At 51.5% G+C, this 17,938-nt stretch carries 18 protein-coding genes and 6 pseudogenes; 7 read left to right on the top strand and 17 right to left on the bottom strand.

Going from position 1 to position 17,938, the window contains the following annotated elements; all coding sequences use genetic code 11:
- Position 1: 1 nt before the first annotated feature.
- From sirB2 to hemA, 4 genes are read right to left on the bottom strand one after another with little or no spacing between them, the layout of a single operon-like run.
- Positions 2-394, bottom strand: a complete 393-nt coding sequence (gene sirB2 / locus SK51_RS14075) for an invasion regulator SirB2 (protein ID WP_022648377.1) — start codon at positions 392-394, stop codon at positions 2-4.
- Positions 391-1,221: a peptide chain release factor N(5)-glutamine methyltransferase gene (gene prmC / locus SK51_RS14070; protein ID WP_023306431.1), complete on the bottom strand. Its 831-nt coding sequence runs from the start codon at positions 1,219-1,221 to the stop codon at positions 391-393. Before prmC ends, sirB2 begins: the two co-directional genes overlap by 4 nt.
- Positions 1,221-2,303, bottom strand: a complete 1,083-nt coding sequence (gene prfA / locus SK51_RS14065) for a peptide chain release factor 1 (protein WP_023306432.1) — start codon at positions 2,301-2,303, stop codon at positions 1,221-1,223. The genes prmC and prfA overlap by 1 nt, the downstream gene beginning before the upstream one ends.
- Positions 2,304-2,344: 41 nt before the next feature.
- A complete protein-coding gene (gene hemA, locus SK51_RS14060; protein ID WP_003856666.1) occupies positions 2,345-3,601 on the bottom strand; it encodes a glutamyl-tRNA reductase in 1,257 nt (418 codons plus the stop codon).
- A 201-nt stretch (positions 3,602-3,802) separates the two neighbouring features.
- Between hemA and lolB the strand changes: the two genes are divergently transcribed.
- The 4 genes from lolB (at position 3,803) to dauA (ending at position 8,157) form a co-directional block, all read left to right on the top strand.
- The gene (lolB, locus tag SK51_RS14055) at positions 3,803-4,414 is read left to right on the top strand and encodes a lipoprotein insertase outer membrane protein LolB (protein ID WP_032676197.1); all 612 of its coding nucleotides are present in this window, start codon (positions 3,803-3,805) and stop codon (positions 4,412-4,414) included.
- Positions 4,411-5,280, top strand: a complete 870-nt coding sequence (gene ispE, locus SK51_RS14050) for a 4-(cytidine 5'-diphospho)-2-C-methyl-D-erythritol kinase (RefSeq protein ID WP_023306434.1) — start codon at positions 4,411-4,413, stop codon at positions 5,278-5,280. Before lolB ends, ispE begins: the two co-directional genes overlap by 4 nt.
- Positions 5,281-5,405: 125 nt before the next feature.
- Entirely contained in the window at positions 5,406-6,353 is a 948-nt protein-coding gene (gene prs, locus SK51_RS14045; RefSeq protein ID WP_003856663.1) for a ribose-phosphate diphosphokinase, read from the top strand.
- 124 nt (positions 6,354-6,477) lie between these two features.
- Positions 6,478-8,157 (top strand): C4-dicarboxylic acid transporter DauA, encoded by a 1,680-nt coding sequence (gene dauA / locus SK51_RS14040; protein WP_023306435.1) that lies wholly within the window; start codon positions 6,478-6,480, stop codon positions 8,155-8,157.
- Here the strand turns inward: dauA and SK51_RS14035 are convergent.
- Positions 8,143-9,201, bottom strand: a complete 1,059-nt coding sequence (locus tag SK51_RS14035) for a MerR family transcriptional regulator (protein WP_023306436.1) — start codon at positions 9,199-9,201, stop codon at positions 8,143-8,145. The genes dauA and SK51_RS14035 overlap by 15 nt on opposite strands.
- Before the next feature lie 120 nt (positions 9,202-9,321).
- Entirely contained in the window at positions 9,322-9,597 is a 276-nt protein-coding gene (ychH, locus tag SK51_RS14030; RefSeq protein WP_022648382.1) for a stress-induced protein YchH, read from the bottom strand.
- 274 nt (positions 9,598-9,871) lie between these two features.
- Between ychH and pth the strand changes: the two genes are divergently transcribed.
- Both pth and ychF read left to right on the top strand, forming a co-directional pair.
- Positions 9,872-10,456 carry an aminoacyl-tRNA hydrolase gene (gene pth / locus SK51_RS14025; protein WP_023306437.1) on the top strand — a complete coding sequence of 195 codons (585 nt, stop codon included), beginning with the start codon at positions 9,872-9,874 and terminating at the stop codon, positions 10,454-10,456.
- A 126-nt stretch (positions 10,457-10,582) separates the two neighbouring features.
- Positions 10,583-11,677, top strand: a complete 1,095-nt coding sequence (gene ychF / locus SK51_RS14020) for a redox-regulated ATPase YchF (protein WP_010432886.1) — start codon at positions 10,583-10,585, stop codon at positions 11,675-11,677.
- Between the two features lie 76 nt (positions 11,678-11,753).
- On the opposite strand, the gene comJ is transcribed toward ychF, so the two are convergent.
- The 6 genes and pseudogenes from comJ to SK51_RS25430 all read right to left on the bottom strand — a co-directional run.
- Positions 11,754-12,236, bottom strand: a complete 483-nt coding sequence (gene comJ / locus SK51_RS14015) for a competence protein ComJ (RefSeq protein WP_032676196.1) — start codon at positions 12,234-12,236, stop codon at positions 11,754-11,756.
- Between the two features lie 226 nt (positions 12,237-12,462).
- Positions 12,463-12,796: pseudogene (locus SK51_RS25875) on the bottom strand (RHS repeat domain-containing protein); the annotation flags it as partial.
- A gap of 183 nt (positions 12,797-12,979) precedes the next feature.
- Positions 12,980-13,357 (bottom strand): DUF6386 family protein, encoded by a 378-nt coding sequence (locus SK51_RS24280; RefSeq protein ID WP_223861962.1) that lies wholly within the window; start codon positions 13,355-13,357, stop codon positions 12,980-12,982.
- 188 nt (positions 13,358-13,545) lie between these two features.
- Entirely contained in the window at positions 13,546-13,995 is a 450-nt protein-coding gene (locus tag SK51_RS14005) for an SMI1/KNR4 family protein (RefSeq protein ID WP_032671271.1), read from the bottom strand.
- Between the two features lie 12 nt (positions 13,996-14,007).
- Positions 14,008-14,247 (bottom strand): annotated as a pseudogene (locus SK51_RS25870) (HNH/ENDO VII family nuclease); the annotation flags it as partial.
- 156 nt (positions 14,248-14,403) lie between these two features.
- Positions 14,404-15,150, bottom strand: a pseudogene (locus SK51_RS25430) (RHS repeat domain-containing protein); the annotation flags it as partial.
- A gap of 109 nt (positions 15,151-15,259) precedes the next feature.
- Here SK51_RS25430 and SK51_RS25865 point away from each other — a divergent pair.
- A pseudogene (locus SK51_RS25865) lies at positions 15,260-15,400 on the top strand (DUF933 domain-containing protein); the annotation flags it as partial.
- Here the strand turns inward: SK51_RS25865 and SK51_RS25860 are convergent.
- The 5 genes and pseudogenes from SK51_RS25860 to SK51_RS13980 form a co-directional block, all read right to left on the bottom strand.
- Positions 15,349-15,688, bottom strand: a pseudogene (locus tag SK51_RS25860) (YciI family protein). The pseudogenes SK51_RS25865 and SK51_RS25860 sit on opposite strands and share 52 nt — an antisense overlap.
- A 594-nt stretch (positions 15,689-16,282) precedes the next feature.
- Positions 16,283-16,510 carry a hypothetical protein gene (locus SK51_RS13990; RefSeq protein ID WP_023306442.1) on the bottom strand — a complete coding sequence of 76 codons (228 nt, stop codon included), beginning with the start codon at positions 16,508-16,510 and terminating at the stop codon, positions 16,283-16,285.
- A gap of 132 nt (positions 16,511-16,642) precedes the next feature.
- Positions 16,643-17,086: a DUF6386 family protein gene (locus SK51_RS13985; protein ID WP_032676195.1), complete on the bottom strand. Its 444-nt coding sequence runs from the start codon at positions 17,084-17,086 to the stop codon at positions 16,643-16,645.
- Between the two features lie 8 nt (positions 17,087-17,094).
- Complete coding sequence (locus tag SK51_RS25260; protein ID WP_126493257.1) at positions 17,095-17,424, bottom strand: hypothetical protein; 330 nt, start codon at positions 17,422-17,424, stop codon at positions 17,095-17,097.
- Between the two features lie 96 nt (positions 17,425-17,520).
- A pseudogene (locus SK51_RS13980) lies at positions 17,521-17,938 on the bottom strand (RHS repeat-associated core domain-containing protein); the annotation flags it as partial.

Here is a 17,938-nt window from a genome sequence, read left to right as displayed (position 1 = left end):
CTTACCCCAGTAACGGTATTCTTGTGGTGGCGAGTTTAATGATGATGTACAGCACCACCAGACCCAGCAGAAAGGCGATAAACCCTGTCTGCTGGCTGCGCGGACGATGACGCCCAAGCGCGATAAAACCCAAAACGATGTAGATGATAACGCCAAACAGCTTTTCAGTCAGCCATAGGCCTTTATCAGTAAATGGCAGATAGCCGGTCTTCCACATTAACCCGGCTCCGGAAAGGAACAGCACTGTGTCTATACCGTGTGGGGCGATACGTACCCAGCGGGCGTTAATCAGCGGATTATTGCTGTAGCGCCACCAGTAGCGGACAATGAAAAAGCCGATGGTCAGGGCAACGGAAACCAGGTGAACGGAGATTAGCAGCGTAAACAGGCTCATGACCACTGCCCCAGCGTCAGACGTTCATTGCCGCCGTAATCCCGGCAGGTTTCCACGGCGGCGTATCCGGCACGCGTAAACAGTGCTCGCACCGCCTCTCCCTGCGTCCACCCATGTTCCACCAGCAGCCAGCCACCGGGAAGCAAATGTTGCCGTGACGTTGTCACAATGTGATCGAGATCCGCAAGTCCCTGATTCGCAGCGACCAGCGCGGTCAACGGTTCGAAACGCACGTCGCCCTGCGCGAGATGCGGATCGTCTTCGTCGATGTAGGGCGGATTGCTGACAATCATTTCGAACATGCGGCTTTCAAGCGCGGCAAACCAGCTGCTTTGCAGAACGGAAACATTGTTCAGCCTCAGCCGTTCAACGTTGCGCCGCGCGAGGGCGACCGCATCAGGCATCACGTCTACCGCCGTCACGGTGCAGTCCGGCCGCTCGCTGGCAAGCGCCAGCGCAATCGCGCCGGTGCCGGTACCCAGATCGAGGATCTGACACGACTGCGCCGGTAACCGCGCCAGCGCCTGCTCCACCAGACACTCGGTGTCCGGGCGCGGGATCAGCGTCGCCGCTGAGACATACAGCGGAAGTGACCAGAACTCGCGCTCGCCAACCAGATGCGCCACCGGCTCGCCGGTTTTACGGCGGGCGAGCAGCGCCTCCAGCTGCGATAGCTGTTCAGCTGTCAGTTCGGTTTCGCCGAAAGCCAGCAGATACGTGCGGGCTTTACCCGTCACATGCTCAAGCAGAATTTCGGCGTCCCGCTTCGGGCTTTCACTTTCTGAAAGTTCACGGGCCGCCTCACGTAACCAGCGCTGAAAATCCATTAATCCTGCTCGGACAGCGCCGCCAGCTGGTCGGCCTGGTATTCCTGCACGATAGGCTCAATCAGCATATCGAGCTTGCCTTCCATTGCCTCATCCAGACGGTAGAGCGTCAGGTTGATGCGGTGGTCGGTTACGCGCCCCTGCGGGAAGTTATAGGTGCGGTTACGATCGCTACGGTCGCCGCTGCCCAGCAGGTTACGGCGGGTAGAGGCTTCCGCCTGCTGGCGTTTCGCCATTTCCGCCGCGTGGATACGGGCACCCAGCACGGATAACGCCTTAGCTTTGTTCTTGTGCTGGGATCGCTCGTCCTGACACTCAACCACAATCCCGGTGGGCAGGTGAGTAATACGGATAGCGGAGTCGGTGGTGTTAACGTGCTGACCACCCGCCCCTGAAGAGCGGAAGGTGTCGATGCGCAGATCCGCCGGGTTGATATCCGGCAGTTCCGCTTCCGGCAGCTCGGGCATGACCGCCACCGTACAGGCCGAGGTGTGAATGCGTCCCTGAGATTCTGTCGCAGGCACGCGCTGCACGCGGTGACCGCCGGATTCAAACTTCAGCCGACCATAAACGCCGTCGCCGCTGATTTTGGCGATAACCTCTTTGTAGCCGCCATGCTCGCCTTCGTTGGCGCTCATGATCTCTACGCGCCAGCGGCGTGATTCCGCATAACGGCTGTACATACGGAACAGATCTCCGGCGAACAGCGCCGCTTCGTCGCCGCCGGTACCGGCGCGGACTTCCACAAAAGCGTTACGCTCATCGTCCGGATCTTTTGGCAGCAGAAGGACCTGAAGCTGCTGTTCCATCTCTTCTGACCGCGCTTTAGCGTGCTGCAACTCTTCCTGGGCCATCTCGCGCATTTCAGGATCGTCGAGCATCATCTGCGCGGTTTCGATATCTTCCTGGACCTGTCGCCAGTCGGTAAAGCATTTTGAAACATCACTTAACTGCGCGTATTCACGCGACAGCGCGCGAAAACGTTCCTGGTCGGCAATGGTCCCGGCATCGCCGAGCAGCGCCTGGACTTCTTCATGGCGCTCGTGCAGAGCTTCCAGTTTAGCGACGATAGAAGGCTTCATAGGCGTAAATGCACCTTGTCTTAGAAAATGGGTATAGGGCGCTATTCCAGCCCGAGGCTGTTGCGCAGAATAGTCAGGCGTTCATCGTCCCCGTCACGGGCAGCCTGCTGAAGAGATTTGGTTGGGGCATGGATCAGGCGGTTGGTCAGTTTCCAGGCTAAATCCTGCATAATCGCCTGCGCGTCGCCGCCCTGTTCAAGGGCCGCTAACGCTTTGGCCGTCAGGTCATCACGCACCTGCTCCGCCTGACCGCGGTATTCGCGGATGGTCTCGCTGACGCTTTGCGCGCGCAGCCAGGCCATAAATTCGCTGGTTTCCTGTTCAACGATGGTTTCCGCCTGCACAGCCGCCGCCTTACGCTGGGCAAGGTTGTGCGAAATGATGCTTTGCAGGTCATCCACGCTGTACAGGTAGGCGTTCGCCAGTTTGCCCACTTCCGGTTCGACATCACGCGGAACGGCGATATCCACCAGCAGCATCGGCTGATTGCGGCGGGATTTCAGCGCACGCTCGACCATCCCTTTCCCGATAATCGGCAGCGGGCTGGCGGTAGAACTGATAATAATGTCCGCCTCTTTCAGACGTTCATCGATGTCGCTCAGCGCAATCACCTCAGCGCCCACTTCATCTGCCAGCACCTGCGCACGTTCGCGGGTGCGGTTAGCGATGATCATCTTCTTCACCTTGTGTTCGCGAAGATGGCGCGCCACCAGCTCGATGGTTTCGCCCGCCCCCACCAGCAGTACGGTGACGGTCGACAGCGATTCAAAGATTTGACGGGCAAGAGTACAGGCCGCGAAAGCAACCGAAACCGCACTGGCGCCAATGTCGGTTTCGGTTCGCACACGCTTCGCCACGGAGAATGACTTCTGGAACATTCGCTCCAGTTCGCTGGCTTTCAGATGCCCTTTCTGGGAATCCGCGAAGGCTTTTTTCACCTGGCCGAGGATCTGCGGCTCGCCCAGCACCAGCGAATCCAGACCGCTGGCCACACGCATCAGATGGCTGACCGCATCGTTATCCTGATGCCAGTACAGGCTGTTGCGCAGCTCTTCTTCGTTGAGGTTGTGATAGTCACATAGCCAGCGGATTAGCGCCTCGTGCAGGTTGTCCTGCTCTTCCACGCTTAAATAGAGCTCGGTACGGTTGCACGTCGACAGCACCACGCCACCCTGCACCATCGGCTGTGCAAGCAGGCTATCCAGCGCCAGGTCGAGCGTATCCGGCGAAAACGTAACGCGTTCTCGCAGTGAAACCGGGGCCGTTTTGTGGTTAATACCGAGTGCTAATAGGGTCATGTTGAGCGGGAGTAGTACCAGCGTTAATAAGGTTAGCAGGACGCATCATACAGGATGCGCGAGATCAATAAAAGAGACTGCCCCCTTTCGGAGTAATAGCTTACGCCGCGCTTTGAGATAATTTGAACGTAGACGGTGGCACCCTTCAACGCTAGCATTAACAGTTATAACTGCAACGTATCTCAAGGATTTGTCATCATTATGACCCGAATGATTCGCCTGCTGCCTCTGGCGGCCCTGGTTCTGACCGCCTGTTCCGTTCATCAGCCGAAGGGCCCGGGCAAAAGCCCCGACTCACCGCAGTGGCATCAGCACCAGCAGGATGTGCTGAAATTAAGCCAGTACCAGACCCGCGGTGCATTTGCATATCTCTCTGACGAACAAAAAGTTTATGCTCGCTTCTTCTGGCAGCAAACGGGGCAGGACAACTATCGCCTGCTGCTGCTCAACCCGCTGGGCAGCACCGAGCTGGAGCTTAACGCGAAGCCTGGCGAAGCGCAGATCACCGATAACAAAGGCCAGCACTACACCGCGACTGACGCCGAAGAGATGATTGGCAAGCTGACCGGGATGCCGATTCCGCTCAATAGTCTGCGCCAGTGGATCCTTGGCCTGCCGGGTGACGCCACCGACTATACGCTTGATGACCAATACCGTCTGAGCCAGGTTAACTACACCCAGGGCGGTAAAACCTGGAAAGTGGTGTACAGCGCGTATGACAGCAAGACTCAACCATCGCTGCCGTCCAATATGGAGCTGACGCAGGGTAGCCAGCGTATTAAGCTGAAAATGGACAATTGGATCGTTAAATGATGACCCACTGGCCCTCTCCCGCAAAACTGAACCTGTTTCTCTACATTACCGGGCAGCGCGCTGACGGCTATCACACCCTGCAAACCCTGTTTCAGTTTGTCGACTACGGCGACACGATCTCAATCGAACCGCGTCAGGACGGGCAGATTTGCCTGCTGACGCCAGTCGACGGCGTGGCGCATGACGATAACCTGATCGTGCGCGCTGCCCGCCTGCTTATGAAAACGGCGTCGTCGTCGGATCGTCTGCCAGCGGGAAGCGGTGCGGATATCCGTATCGACAAACGCCTGCCGATGGGCGGCGGTCTTGGCGGCGGTTCGTCAAATGCTGCAACCGTTTTGGTGGCGCTTAACCATCTGTGGGGTTGCGGTCTGACAACGGACGAGCTGGCAGCGTTAGGGTTGACGCTGGGCGCCGATGTACCAGTGTTTGTGCGCGGCCACGCGGCGTTTGCTGAAGGGGTGGGCGAAATCCTCACGCCGGTCGATCCGCCGGAAAAATGGTATCTGATCGTTCACCCTGGCGTGAGCGTTCCTACCCCGGTCATCTTTAAAGATCCTGACCTGAAAAGAAATACCCCGGTACGGTCAATAAAAACGTTATTAAATTGTGAATTCAGCAACGATTGCGAGGATATCGCAAGAAAACGTTTTCGCGAGGTTGATGCGGTGCTTTCCTGGCTGTTAGAATACGCGCCGTCGCGCCTGACCGGTACAGGGGCCTGTGTCTTTGCTGAATTTGACACCGAATCCGCCGCCCGTCAGGTGCTTGAGCAAGCGCCGGACTGGCTGCATGGTTTTGTAGCACGCGGGATGAACACCTCCCCCCTACAGCAGGCCATTCTGGCGCAGACTGAGTTTCGGTGACAACGTCACCCTGTTCCAGACGTTGCATCGCGCTCTTTAATACACCGCCTGGATAGCGTTTGCTTAGGCCCCGCAGTTTGCGGCGAACGCTATCCACCACTGGACGCATGCCTGAGGTTCTTCTCGTGCCTGATATGAAGCTTTTTGCTGGTAACGCCACCCCGGAACTAGCACAACGTATTGCCAACCGCCTGTACACTTCCCTCGGCGACGCCGCTGTAGGTCGCTTTAGCGACGGCGAAGTCAGCGTACAAATTAACGAAAATGTACGCGGTGGTGATATTTTCATCATCCAGTCCACCTGTGCTCCAACGAACGACAACCTGATGGAATTGGTTGTTATGGTCGACGCGCTGCGTCGCGCTTCTGCTGGCCGTATCACTGCTGTTATTCCTTACTTTGGCTATGCACGTCAGGACCGTCGCGTCCGTTCCGCGCGTGTGCCAATCACCGCTAAAGTTGTCGCAGACTTCCTGTCCAGCGTCGGCGTTGACCGCGTACTGACGGTCGACCTGCACGCAGAGCAGATCCAGGGCTTCTTCGACGTGCCGGTTGATAACGTTTTCGGCAGCCCAATCCTGCTGGAAGACATGCTGCAACTGAATCTGGACAACCCGATTGTGGTTTCTCCAGACATCGGCGGCGTGGTACGTGCTCGAGCTATCGCGAAGCTGCTGAACGATACCGACATGGCGATCATCGACAAACGCCGTCCGCGTGCTAACGTTTCACAGGTGATGCACATCATCGGTGACGTGGCTGGCCGCGACTGCGTGTTGGTGGACGACATGATCGATACCGGCGGTACGCTGTGTAAAGCCGCTGAAGCGCTGAAAGAGCGTGGTGCGAAACGCGTATTCGCTTACGCGACTCACCCGATCTTCTCCGGCAATGCGGTAAACAACCTGCGTAACTCCGTCATCGACGAAGTTGTGGTGTGCGATACCATTCCATTGAGTGACGAGATCAAAGCGCTGCCAAACGTGCGTACGTTGACTCTGTCCGGGATGCTGGCCGAAGCGATTCGTCGTATCAGCAACGAAGAATCCATCTCTGCAATGTTCGAACACTGATCGAACACGGCCAAAAAACCCGCTACGGCGGGTTTTTTTGTTTATAGTATTTATTTGTATGACTTATGCCTCCTTCACCTGCCATTCATATGACAGATGATGCGCACACGGATGATAGATAATTGTGAAAAACGTAACCTCCTCACATGTTCTGCCCTTTCGCGCCCTCATCGACGCCTGCTGGAAAGAGAAATACACGTCGTCACGCTTCGTTCGTGACCTGATAGCCGGGATCACCGTCGGGATTATTGCCATCCCGCTGGCGATGGCACTGGCGATTGGTAGCGGCGTCGCGCCGCAGTACGGGCTGTACACCTCAGCCGTTGCGGGGATTGTGATTGCGCTGACGGGCGGGTCCCGCTTCAGCGTCTCCGGCCCAACTGCCGCCTTTGTGGTGATCCTCTACCCGGTTTCCCAACAGTTTGGTCTGGCAGGCCTGCTGGTTGCCACCCTGATGTCCGGCATCTTTTTAATTCTGTTCGGTCTGGCCCGCTTTGGTCGCCTGATTGAATATATTCCCCTTTCCGTGACGCTGGGGTTCACCTCGGGGATTGGGATTACCATCGGGACCATGCAGATTAAGGATTTCCTCGGCCTGCAAATGGCCCATGTTCCGGAGCACTACTTACAGAAAGTGGGCGCGCTGTTTATGGCGTTGCCGACGGCCAACCTGGGCGATGCAGCCATTGGCATCGTTACCCTCGGCACACTCATCGTCTGGCCTCGCTTAGGCATTCGTCTCCCGGGGCATCTCCCCGCTCTGCTGCTGGGCTGCGCGGTGATGGGCGTCGTCAACCTGCTCGGTGGACAGGTCGCCACCATTGGCTCCCAGTTCCACTATGTTCTGGCGGATGGCTCACAGGGTAACGGTATTCCGCAGCTGCTGCCGCAGCTGGTTCTGCCGTGGGACATGCCGGGCTCCAGCTTCACCCTGAGCTGGGATTCCCTTCGCGCTCTGCTGCCTGCCGCGTTCTCCATGGCAATGCTGGGCGCGATTGAATCCCTGCTCTGCGCCGTCGTGCTCGACGGCATGACCGGCACTAAGCACAAAGCCAACAGCGAACTAGTCGGTCAGGGCTTAGGGAACATCGTTGCACCGTTCTTCGGCGGTATTACGGCTACGGCTGCGATTGCCCGTTCCGCCGCGAACGTACGTGCGGGCGCGACATCACCGGTTTCCGCGGTCATTCACTCCCTGCTGGTGATCATGGCGCTGCTGATCCTTGCCCCACTGCTTTCATGGCTTCCGCTCTCTGCCATGGCTGCGCTGCTGCTGATGGTGGCCTGGAATATGAGTGAGGCGCATAAGGTGGTGAATCTGCTGCGCCGTGCGCCGAAAGATGACATCATCGTGATGCTGATCTGCATGTCGCTGACCGTGCTGTTTGATATGGTTATCGCTATCAGCGTCGGCATAGTGTTGGCCTCGCTGCTGTTTATGCGCCGCATCGCGCAGATGACGCGTCTCTCCCCGGTTAACGTTGAGGTGCCTGAAGATGTGCTGGTGTTGCGCGTGATTGGCCCGCTGTTCTTCGCCGCGGCGGAAGGTTTGTTCAGCGATCTGGCGTCCCGCATCGCGGGCAAACGGATTGTGGTGCTGAAGTGGGATGCCGTCCCGGTGCTGGATGCCGGCGGTCTGGATGCCTTCCAGCGCTTTGTTGCCCGCCTGCCGGAAGGCTGCGAGCTGCGGATCAGTAACCTCGAATTCCAGCCCCTGCGCACCATGGCGCGCGCGGGCGTACAGCCGATCCCTGGCCGATTGTCCTTCTACCCTAACCGTGAAGCTGCATTAGCGGATCTGTGAGTCATCTGATGCAGAGATACGTCTTTGCATCATCACCCCGATCGCCTGCTGGAGCCATTCAAGCACGGCAGGCGTCATCCACGTGCCTTTCATCAGATGCGGCTCCTGCTGCATGGCGAGACGAAATTTTTGCTGGGTCTGCGGGTTTGTTCCCGCATAGGACTGGAATAAAACCAGCCACTTTTCTGCCAGCTTTTGCGCATCGTCAGAAGCGGGACTGAGATTATCCCGCTGCGCCTGATGTAGCTTTGCCACCAGCGGCGGCCACTCCATCATCCGGTCAAAGTAGTGCGCCCGGGTAAAGGCCATCTCTTCGGCAGTGAGATATTTCTCCCAGATGCTGAGCTTTGATTCGGCAAACGCCCGCGTGATGTAATCCGTAATCTCCGGTGTAATGCCGGTTTGCTCCTGCATCTGCGGCTCCACGCTGTGCATTTCGTTCAGACGGGTCAAAAATTCCGGTTTGCCTGCGGTATCCTGTTCCAGGCGTTCCATCCACCGTGAAGCCAAATCGGTCGCCCGCGCGTCCGTGACGCTGACGTTCTGTTCCAGTGAATGTTTAACCTCCGTCACCAGACCCGACCAGATATCCGCCAGCGCCTCTTTCTCTACCGCAAACGGCAGTTGCTGCAACTCTTCTTTGCTAAACCAGCGATCGTACATATTCATTAACTCCAGAGTCTGTAGCCAGGATTCCAGATCCGGCGTCGCATCGTCGGTCAGCCCGGTACGCAATTCCACCAGCCGGTTGCGCAGCGTATGGATGCTACGCAGTTGCTTGTCCAGCAAAGTGATTTGCCCGTCGAGTAATTCCGCTAATGACAGCGAACGCTGTTCCAGAAAATCCCTGATTTCGGCAAGCTCCAGCCCGGCTTTTGCCAGCGTCTGGATCATATGCAGACGCTGCACATCCGCCAGGTTATAAAGCCGGTAGCCTGCCGCGCTTCTGGCAGAAGGTAACAACAGCCCTGTTTGCTCGTAGTGATGCAAAGTCCGCACGGTGATCCCAGCACGTTTCGCCAGTTCACCCACCTGAATCAACATAACGGCTCCTTTTGTTCTGCCAGTGTTGCTACTCTGAAGCCTTACGTTACGTGAGGGTCAATGCGTCATGCAAAAAAAAACGACTTCAGATGAAGTCGTTTCGGTGTTCTTTATGGGGCACTAGCCGTGCTTATGCTGGTCGCGGCGGCATCGTTTATCGTAATGGCGCACCCACCAGTATTTATCGCAGACTTCCTCATGTCCGCTCACGCGCGCCCCGGCGAGCCACAATACCGCACCGAGGAAGATACTCAGCACCGCGCCATGCGCAAAGTATTGTGGGAGGTCAAGCTGCGGTAATTGGTTTAAAATTGAATAACCGACACCGGCGACCATCACGAACAGTCCCAACCCCATTAGCACGTTACCGAGCATTGAAGCGTTTTTGCGTTTCATATGTCACCTCCGGAACTTTGGGTTGTCAGGGGAAAAACCCCTTCTCCTTGTGTGTAAAGTATAGACAACGCCACTTATATGAGTTGCGTGAATGATCACATTTACAGATAACTCCCGGACAAAAATTTACAAATAAGACATTGAACAGCTTGAAATTCTAATTGTTCAAAGAAGAAATTATTCGCATTTCGGTGTACAGCAGGCAGAACTTTGTCAAGCGGCGCGCCAGACAGTAAACTACGCGCCAGATCTGGAACCCATTAGGAAGTAAATCGTGACGATTAAACTGATTGTCGGCCTCGCCAATCCGGGCGCAGAGTATGCCGCTACCCGCCATAACGCCGGCGCCTGGTATGTTGATCTGCTGGCGGAACGTCTGCGCGCGCCCCTGCGTGAAGAACCCAAGTTTTACGGGTATACCTCACGCATCAATCTTGCGGGTGCCGACGTGCGGTTGCTGGTGCCAACCACCTTTATGAACCTGAGCGGCAAAGCCGTGTCGGCCATGGCAACGTTCTATCGCATCAATCCGGATGAGATCCTGGTGGCCCACGACGAACTGGATCTGCCGCCAGGCGTGGCGAAGTTCAAGCTGGGCGGCGGTCATGGCGGCCACAACGGCCTTAAAGACATCATCAGCAAACTGGGTAATACCCCTAATTTCCACCGTTTGCGCGTGGGAATCGGCCATCCGGGCGATAAAAACAAAGTTGTTGGTTTCGTACTGGGTAAACCACCGGTTTCTGAGCAGAAGTTGATTGACGAAGCGGTGGACGAAGCGGCCCGCTGCACCGAGATTTGGCTTCAGGACGGCCTGACGAAAGCCACCAATCGACTGCACGCTTTCAAAGCGCAATAATCGACGCCCTGGGGCTTTTTTACCGCGCGTCGCGCGGGTTACGTGTATAATAGGCGTAGTTATTTACTTTTCTTCAATCGGTTATCGTTAACGGATTGATTATCAAGATATTAAGGTGATTTAGAAATGGGATTCAAATGCGGTATCGTCGGTCTGCCAAACGTGGGCAAATCCACCCTGTTCAACGCGCTCACCAAGGCAGGTATTGAAGCGGCGAACTTCCCGTTCTGTACCATCGAGCCGAACACCGGTGTTGTTCCTATGCCCGATCCGCGTCTGGACCAGCTCGCAGAAATTGTGAAGCCGCAGCGCATTCTGCCAACTACCATGGAGTTCGTGGACATCGCGGGCCTGGTAAAAGGCGCATCCAAAGGTGAAGGCCTGGGCAACCAGTTCCTGACCAACATCCGTGAAACCGAAGCGATCGGCCACGTTGTGCGCTGCTTCGAGAACGACAACATTATCCACGTTAACAACAAAGTGGATCCGGCTGACGACATCGACGTCATCAACACCGAGCTGGCCCTTTCTGACCTCGACACCTGCGAGCGCGCCATTCACCGCGTGCAGAAGAAAGCCAAAGGCGGCGACAAAGACGCGAAAGCGGAACTGGCTGCCCTGGAAAAATGTCTGCCACAGCTGGAAAACGCGGGCATGCTGCGCGCGCTGAAAAACCTGACTGAAGAAGACAAAGCGGCGATCAAATACCTGAGCTTCCTGACCCTGAAGCCAACCATGTACATCGCCAACGTTAACGAAGACGGTTTCGAGAACAACCCGTACCTCGACAAAGTGCGTGAAATCGCAGCGGCTGAAGGTTCTGTGGTGGTAGCGGTTTGCGCGGCCGTTGAATCTGATATCGCCGAGCTGGACGATGCCGACCGTGAAGAGTTCATGGCCGAGCTGGGTCTGGAAGAGCCGGGTCTGAACCGCGTGATCCGCGCGGGCTATGAGCTGCTGAATCTGCAAACCTACTTCACTGCTGGCGTAAAAGAAGTGCGTGCATGGACCATCCCTGTCGGTGCGACTGCGCCTCAGGCGGCTGGTAAGATCCACACCGACTTCGAGAAGGGCTTCATTCGTGCGCAGACTATCGCGTTTGAAGACTTTATCACCTACAAGGGTGAGCAAGGCGCGAAAGAAGCTGGCAAGATGCGTGCTGAAGGGAAAGACTACATCGTTAAAGATGGCGATGTGATGAACTTCCTGTTTAACGTCTGATTAGTTTTGAGTGAAAAAATCCACGCCTTGGCGTGGATTTTTTATTCCGAGATTAATTCCCCGATCAGTATTAAATTTAAAAAATACCTTCTTTGAGAGGATGGTCTTTTATTCCTCCCCAAGGGTCATCTAGCAAAAACTTAGCATTAATAGCTTCTTTTGCCGGTACAAGAGTGAAATTATAGTAAATTTCTTCACCTTCACAAACCTCATAAAAGAGTGAATAAACTTTATCGTTCACATCAATATTTAAATCGAATTTCTCAGTTGCAGATGCGATTTGCAGCTTATGTTTATCCGTAATGAAAAATGGTACAACAATACAGCGCTGAGCATGTTCATCTAATTTGAAATCATTCTCTATTTTGATATTGACGTTTGCTCCAAACGCGTCCTCTGGCAATGGATCGAATATAACATAATCCTTGTGAAATACAGCACTTTGCGAAACATTTCCTCTCCCCCACTGACTCAGTTTCTCATCATAGTCTCTGGAGCGTAACAATATTTGACTATGCGAAATCAGCAGATCAACTATTTGTATTTTTTTATCATTCATTACATTACCTCGACTTTTATTATCGTTCAAACTGGAAGTTCTGATAAAAGTTTACCAATACTTGAACCTGTACCACAGTTATGCCCTTCGATATCCGTCATCGGTGCAGTCGAGTTGGCATTGGAACCAGAAAATCTACGGGGCATTGATACTCACCAGCGAATCGTAGCTGTCTTGATCGTTGTAGAAAATAGGTAAGCAGAGCATCCCTATGCACTTCCTTCAGCAGACGGTTATGGATAATCTTCTCAGGGGATCCTCCGTTCGAATTCCCGGCAGCATCCCAACACCACTGCTCCTGTCCCTCAGCGTGCTGTCCTGAACGAGTAGTCGCAGGCGCTATTGTCCTAGTTGAAAGGGTTATCGTCCCGCTTTTCCCGCACCAGGTTATTGCGGTAGCCGTAATCCCAGCGGCGGGACCAGCGGCGCGGCGACGGGCGCTGGGCATTGCCGGTAAAGACGTCCCGGCGATGCAGTCGGCCAAGACGGTCGTATTCGCTGCGGGTGGTCAGCAGCCACAGGGGGCTATCCTCAGGGTGGTGTTGTTCGTTGCGAGTAAATTGACAGTTTATTAAGGGCAAGGGTAAATAAGGCGCGAAAAAAAAATAAGCAAGAGATGCGCAGAAGGAAGAAAGAATATTGTTACAAATGGCTACGTGATGAATTAATTGTTTAACATTTGTTTTTTTAAATGAAAAATCCACACCAAGGCGTGGATTCATTTCTGAGATAAACTCCCTCTTCTAAAGAGCTTCAGTAAATGTTGCTTTTGTAAAGGAAATTAGAACTTCTGAACTTTGCTTTTTATATTTAACTTCGTAACTACCCGACTCTAAAATAATAAGCTCACCTGATATAACATCTGAATCATCAGGTTGAAGATCGCCGTCCGTGACATCCTCTCCCGCCCCAATAACAACCTTTCCAGAAGGTACTTTCAAAAATAGCGCCCCGGTATATTCATCAACATCATGTTTAGTAAGGACTTTATAGACACCATCATCTCCAAGATTGAGAAATAATACATTTCCTTTATTTATTTCTTCAACTTTATTTTCTGGAAGACTCCACCAATCTGCATCATCGTTAACTCTATGTTTTAGTGAAACTAAATCATAAATGATATTGTTGCTGTATTTGTTTGGAAATGTATTATTTCATACTTAATTTTCAACATTTAATCACTTAACATATAATCAACAACCACTATTTAGAAGCAATAGAATACGTACAATAAGGTCCAAATTCTCTCCTGGACCTTATCAGCTTGGGAAATGCTCATGAATACAATTGGCATTCATTCCACTAATCACGTCCGCAACTTAACATAATTATCAAAAAATTCAGAAAACGAAGGGCTTATGATGTTTGTCGTATTCTTGGAAAATAGGTCATAATTAACAACCCTTCCAAAACCCTCACTGCCTGAATCTATACACCAGCAAACTTCATCATCTTTTAGATATATAACAGCATAATTTTCAGGAAGTGAAAATTCTTTACGGCAATATATTGTATCGTAAAAAACAGCACCTCCTGACTCTTCAAGAGCATTATTATCCACTATTCCTGAAATCTCCTCTCCAATCACCCCTCCGCCACCAACCGAAAATAAAAACTCTCGAAAATCATGAGGGAGTATAATGCCTAGGTTATCTTCAAGTGAATCAATCTGTTCTATATCAACTTGACCTAACCAAAAAACTTCGTCTGTCGCATTATTGTTCAAATATTCAATTGCAGCTTTGATAGTCATCATTTTTACACCCTATTAAAAATCTAATGCTCTCAACATCCAATACGCACTTCTGAATCTAATGTACTGTCTATCAAGTTCAGGAGTATTTCTAAAACTACCACCGTTCTCGATTAATCCATGCAATTGCTTATGATACAACTTATGAGTAGATGAAAGAATTTCCACCATTGGTCCAGGTTCTTGTCCAAGAACGTGATGAAGATTGACTTGTTTTCCATCTGTGCCAATCGGAGTATAGCCATTTTTCATCAAATCAACGTTTGTCCAACCATCCTTAACTTTCGCTTTGATTGAAGGATGAACTGACGTATGAACTGACTTAGGAACCCCAGGATGTATATCAACAGTATTTTTATAAACTGTACGTCCCAGAATTGTTCCAAGCTTATATTTACCTGAGGATGAACATCTACTCAACCCCCAAGGATCCACCCACCCCAGCGCATTCGGCGCATACTGGTAAAGGTTTATCCCCCCCGCCAGCCCTATCGGGTCCTGCTGCGTAAACCTTCTGCAATCCGGGTCGTAATACCGGAACAGATTGTAGTGCAGCCCTGTCTCACGGTTCAGGTATTGCCCCTGCATCCGCAGATTCTGGGAATACCCAGATACCTGCGTCTCGCTTTCCCGCAGCAGTTTGCCCCAGGCGCTGTTCACCCCTTCCCAGCGCACCTGCCCTTCGCTATCCGTCATCCGCTCCGGCGTGCCGTTGGGCTGACAGTGGAACCAGAAGATTTCCGGGGCATCAACGCCGTCAATACGAGCCAGCGGGTCGTAGCTGTCCTGATCGCTGTAGACGTAGGTCAGCAGCACATCCCCGCACATTTCCTGTAACAGCCGTAACCGTTCCCGGACAAACCGGGTGGCGACCAGCTTACCGGTTGGCAGGCCGTCAGGCATCTGGCGGTGCGTATTGCTGATGCGGCGGTCCAGTGGATCGTAGCGGAAGCTGACCTGCGTCTGCGCCCTGTTGCGGTCCCTCGGCCGGCTGATGACCCTCGTCATACGATGCTCGCCGTCGTAACGGTAGTGCCAGATGGTCTGACCGTTATCTTTCTATACGGTGCGTCCGTGGATGTCATAGCGCCACCGAATGCCGTTGAGCTGCGTCAGACGGTTTTGCGTGAGCTTCTCAGCAGAACCTTCAAGCGGTGAAGGTTCGTTAGTGGTAGTAGTTTACGCCACGGTTTAATCCGATAATGCTGAACTGGACGATGCCGACCGTGAAGAGTTTATGGCCGAGCTGGGTCAGGAAGGGCCAGACGCGAAAGAAGGAGGCAAGATGCGTGCATAAGGAAAAGATTACATTGTTGAAGATGGCGATGTGATGAACTTCTTGTTTACGTTTAATTTTTATGAACGGGAAAAATCCACGCTTAGGGGTGGATTTTTTATTGCAGGGTAAAAGTTATTGTCTAAGAGAACTGTCTTCAAGCTGGGTACAAAAGTAATGATTTCAGAGTCTCAAACTTAAAGTCTGTAAAGACTTCTCGCGTAGATGCTCTCCAAGTAAGGCCTGACACTAGCACTTAGCGAGACTGACACCTCCGATTCACAGTATCAGTATGCCGGAAGCCTGAAAGATCCGCTCTGAATTCCCCTTTTCTAGCCATTCCACATGAGCAGGTATCGCTGCGTCAATCTCTTTGACTGGTTTTATATAGGTAAATATGACAAAGTAAACAGTGCTCATCCTTTGCTTCTCAGCACAGTTTATCAGCCACTTGTTAGAACTGCTTATGCAACCCTCTTTTGCCACTAGTTATAGTTAATATTTTGGGGCGCTTTCGATCTCAACACGCAGGGCCTGACCGAGACAGCGTGTTAAGCTTCATATCATAGGTATAAAAATTGAAGATTTTCAAAACGGTTGGTAATGGTTCTGGTTCGCTTATCGCAAAGACTAATTGGCGTACAGGATCGACCTTTGCGGCATCTAAGCGAGGTATGTTTAGTCTAATAATTTTTGAACAGAAAATCCATTCTAGCACGTTGTTTTCTCAGATAAACTTGAAGTCAGCGTTCATATTCTCTCTTAATAAAAAATTATTTTTATACATGGACGATGTTGAAAGTTTTTGATATTGATGCTGACTTTACTCTTTAGAACGGCCTCAAGATTCCAATGAGGCTTCAGGTTTTTATCATTAAGAATAACAACCTTAAATTTAGTTTTGATTTGAATATCTTTTCTGAGAAATAATAAAAATATTATCTATTTGGTTGTTGATAGCTTTCCAGGCTCTGGAATTATAATATTTTAAAAGAAAAGAATTGATATGCTTAATCACGGGCCATAAAAATGCATCAATGTACTAAGATCATCTAAATCTTGTGCGGTGAGTTCATTTCTCTCCATTTTGTCATACTTATACATTATACCTTTCATCGGAGGGCCTGAATCATGTTTAGTTGCCATGCTCATTAACTCTTCAATATCAGACTCTTTTATTAAAGTTCTCTTTAAAAATTCAAAGAGCATTTTTTCTGCATCTTTTCTTTCTAAAAAATACATTTTGATTACCTTACTGATTTTATGTAAAAAGTCACAAGTATAACTAGAAGTGCCTTTTTGTCTCTGATCTATGGTTCTTCATTTTAACATTTTTTTGGATGAAAAAATCCACGCCAGGGCGTGGATTTTTATTCAGAGATAAACACCCTCTTCTAATGAGTTTTCAGTAAACGTTGCTTTTGTAAAGGAAATTAGCACATCTGAACCATGCTTTTTATATTTAACCTCGTAACTACCTGGTTCTAAAGTAATAAACTCACCTGAAATAGCATCTGAATCATCTGGCTCCAGATCTCCGCCAGTGACATCCTCTCCCGCCCCTATGAAAACCTTTCCAGTAGGTACGTTTAAAAATAACGATCCGGCATATTCACCAATGTCACTTTTAATATCAACTTTATAGTTACCATCATCTCCAAGATTGAGAAATAATACATTCCCTTTATTTATTTCTTCAACTTCATCTTCTGGAAGACTCCACCAATCTGCATCATCATTAATCCTATGCTTCAATGACATCAAATCATAAATTACTAATGTGGCAGTATCCGTCTGTATATTAATAGATTTATTCATTTTACCCCCTATTGAAATATTATTTCACTGATGGCATCTCCGGGCTGAAGCCCCGCCTTTCTGCCTGCATTTTTCAAAGAACTACCGACACTTTTATTAATAGTTTCATTCAGCATTTGTAATCTTTGTGTAGGCGAACCTCCAACAATTAAATCAACAGGATGATCAGCGTTTAATTTACTTAGATCAGGTGCTGAACCAAACATTTTTTCAAAGCGTGCAGAAACAGCCTGCCTGTAAGAACTTTGCAAAGATGAAATCCTAACCTCATGGGTGCCAGGGGACCAAACTAACTCTCCTCTTTGAGCCGCTCGGTTTAAGGCATTCATTTTTTTCATAAACTGTCTTTCGAGGAATTTTCTCTCAGTTGATGACAGCTTTGTGCTGCTTAAAATCTTCGGTTTATTAACAGTTAAGCGGGTACCTCCAGAACACCTACTCAACCCCCACGGATCCACCCACCCCAGCGCATTCGGCGCATACTGGTAAAGGTTTATCCCCCCCGCCAGCCCTATCGGGTCCTGCTGCGTAAACCGTCAGCAGTCCGGGTCGTAATACCGGAACAGATTGTAGTGCAGCCCTGTCTCGCGATCCAGGTATTGCCCCTGCATACGCAGGTTCTGGGAATATCCTGATACCTGCGTCTCGCTTTCCCGCAGCAGCTTGCCCCAGGCGCTGTTCACCCCTTCCCAGCGCACCTGCCCTTCGATATCCGTCATCCGCTCCGGTGTGCCGTTGGGCTGACAGTGGAACCAGAAGATTTCCGGGGCATCAACGCCGTCAATACGTGCCAGCGGATCGTAGCTGTCCTGATCGCTGTAGACGTAGGTCAGCGGCTCATCCCCGTGCACT

The sequence above is a fragment of the Enterobacter sp. MGH85 genome (assembly GCF_001037655.1).
Lineage (GTDB): Bacteria > Pseudomonadota > Gammaproteobacteria > Enterobacterales > Enterobacteriaceae > Enterobacter > Enterobacter intestinihominis.
This window is presented reverse-complemented; position numbering and strand designations above follow the sequence as displayed.

Bases quoted from the DNA above. Each gene is read 5' to 3' on its own strand.
- sirB2 (WP_022648377.1), bottom strand. From the start codon at position 394: ATGAGCCTGTTTACGCTGCTAATCTCCGTTCACCTGGTTTCCGTTGCC.
- prmC (WP_023306431.1), bottom strand. From the start codon at position 1,221: ATGGATTTTCAGCGCTGGTTACGTGAGGCGGCCCGTGAACTTTCAGAA.
- prfA (WP_023306432.1), bottom strand. From the start codon at position 2,303: ATGAAGCCTTCTATCGTCGCTAAACTGGAAGCTCTGCACGAGCGCCAT.
- hemA (WP_003856666.1), bottom strand. From the start codon at position 3,601: ATGACCCTATTAGCACTCGGTATTAACCACAAAACGGCCCCGGTTTCA.
- lolB (WP_032676197.1), top strand. From the start codon at position 3,803: ATGACCCGAATGATTCGCCTGCTGCCTCTGGCGGCCCTGGTTCTGACC.
- ispE (WP_023306434.1), top strand. From the start codon at position 4,411: ATGATGACCCACTGGCCCTCTCCCGCAAAACTGAACCTGTTTCTCTAC.
- SK51_RS14035 (WP_023306436.1), bottom strand. From the start codon at position 9,201: ATGTTGATTCAGGTGGGTGAACTGGCGAAACGTGCTGGGATCACCGTG.
- ychH (WP_022648382.1), bottom strand. From the start codon at position 9,597: ATGAAACGCAAAAACGCTTCAATGCTCGGTAACGTGCTAATGGGGTTG.
- ychF (WP_010432886.1), top strand. From the start codon at position 10,583: ATGGGATTCAAATGCGGTATCGTCGGTCTGCCAAACGTGGGCAAATCC.
- comJ (WP_032676196.1), bottom strand. From the start codon at position 12,236: ATGAATGATAAAAAAATACAAATAGTTGATCTGCTGATTTCGCATAGT.
- SK51_RS14005 (WP_032671271.1), bottom strand. From the start codon at position 13,995: ATGATGACTATCAAAGCTGCAATTGAATATTTGAACAATAATGCGACA.
- SK51_RS13990 (WP_023306442.1), bottom strand. From the start codon at position 16,510: ATGTATTTTTTAGAAAGAAAAGATGCAGAAAAAATGCTCTTTGAATTT.
- SK51_RS13985 (WP_032676195.1), bottom strand. From the start codon at position 17,086: ATGAATAAATCTATTAATATACAGACGGATACTGCCACATTAGTAATT.
- SK51_RS25260 (WP_126493257.1), bottom strand. From the start codon at position 17,424: ATGAAAAAAATGAATGCCTTAAACCGAGCGGCTCAAAGAGGAGAGTTA.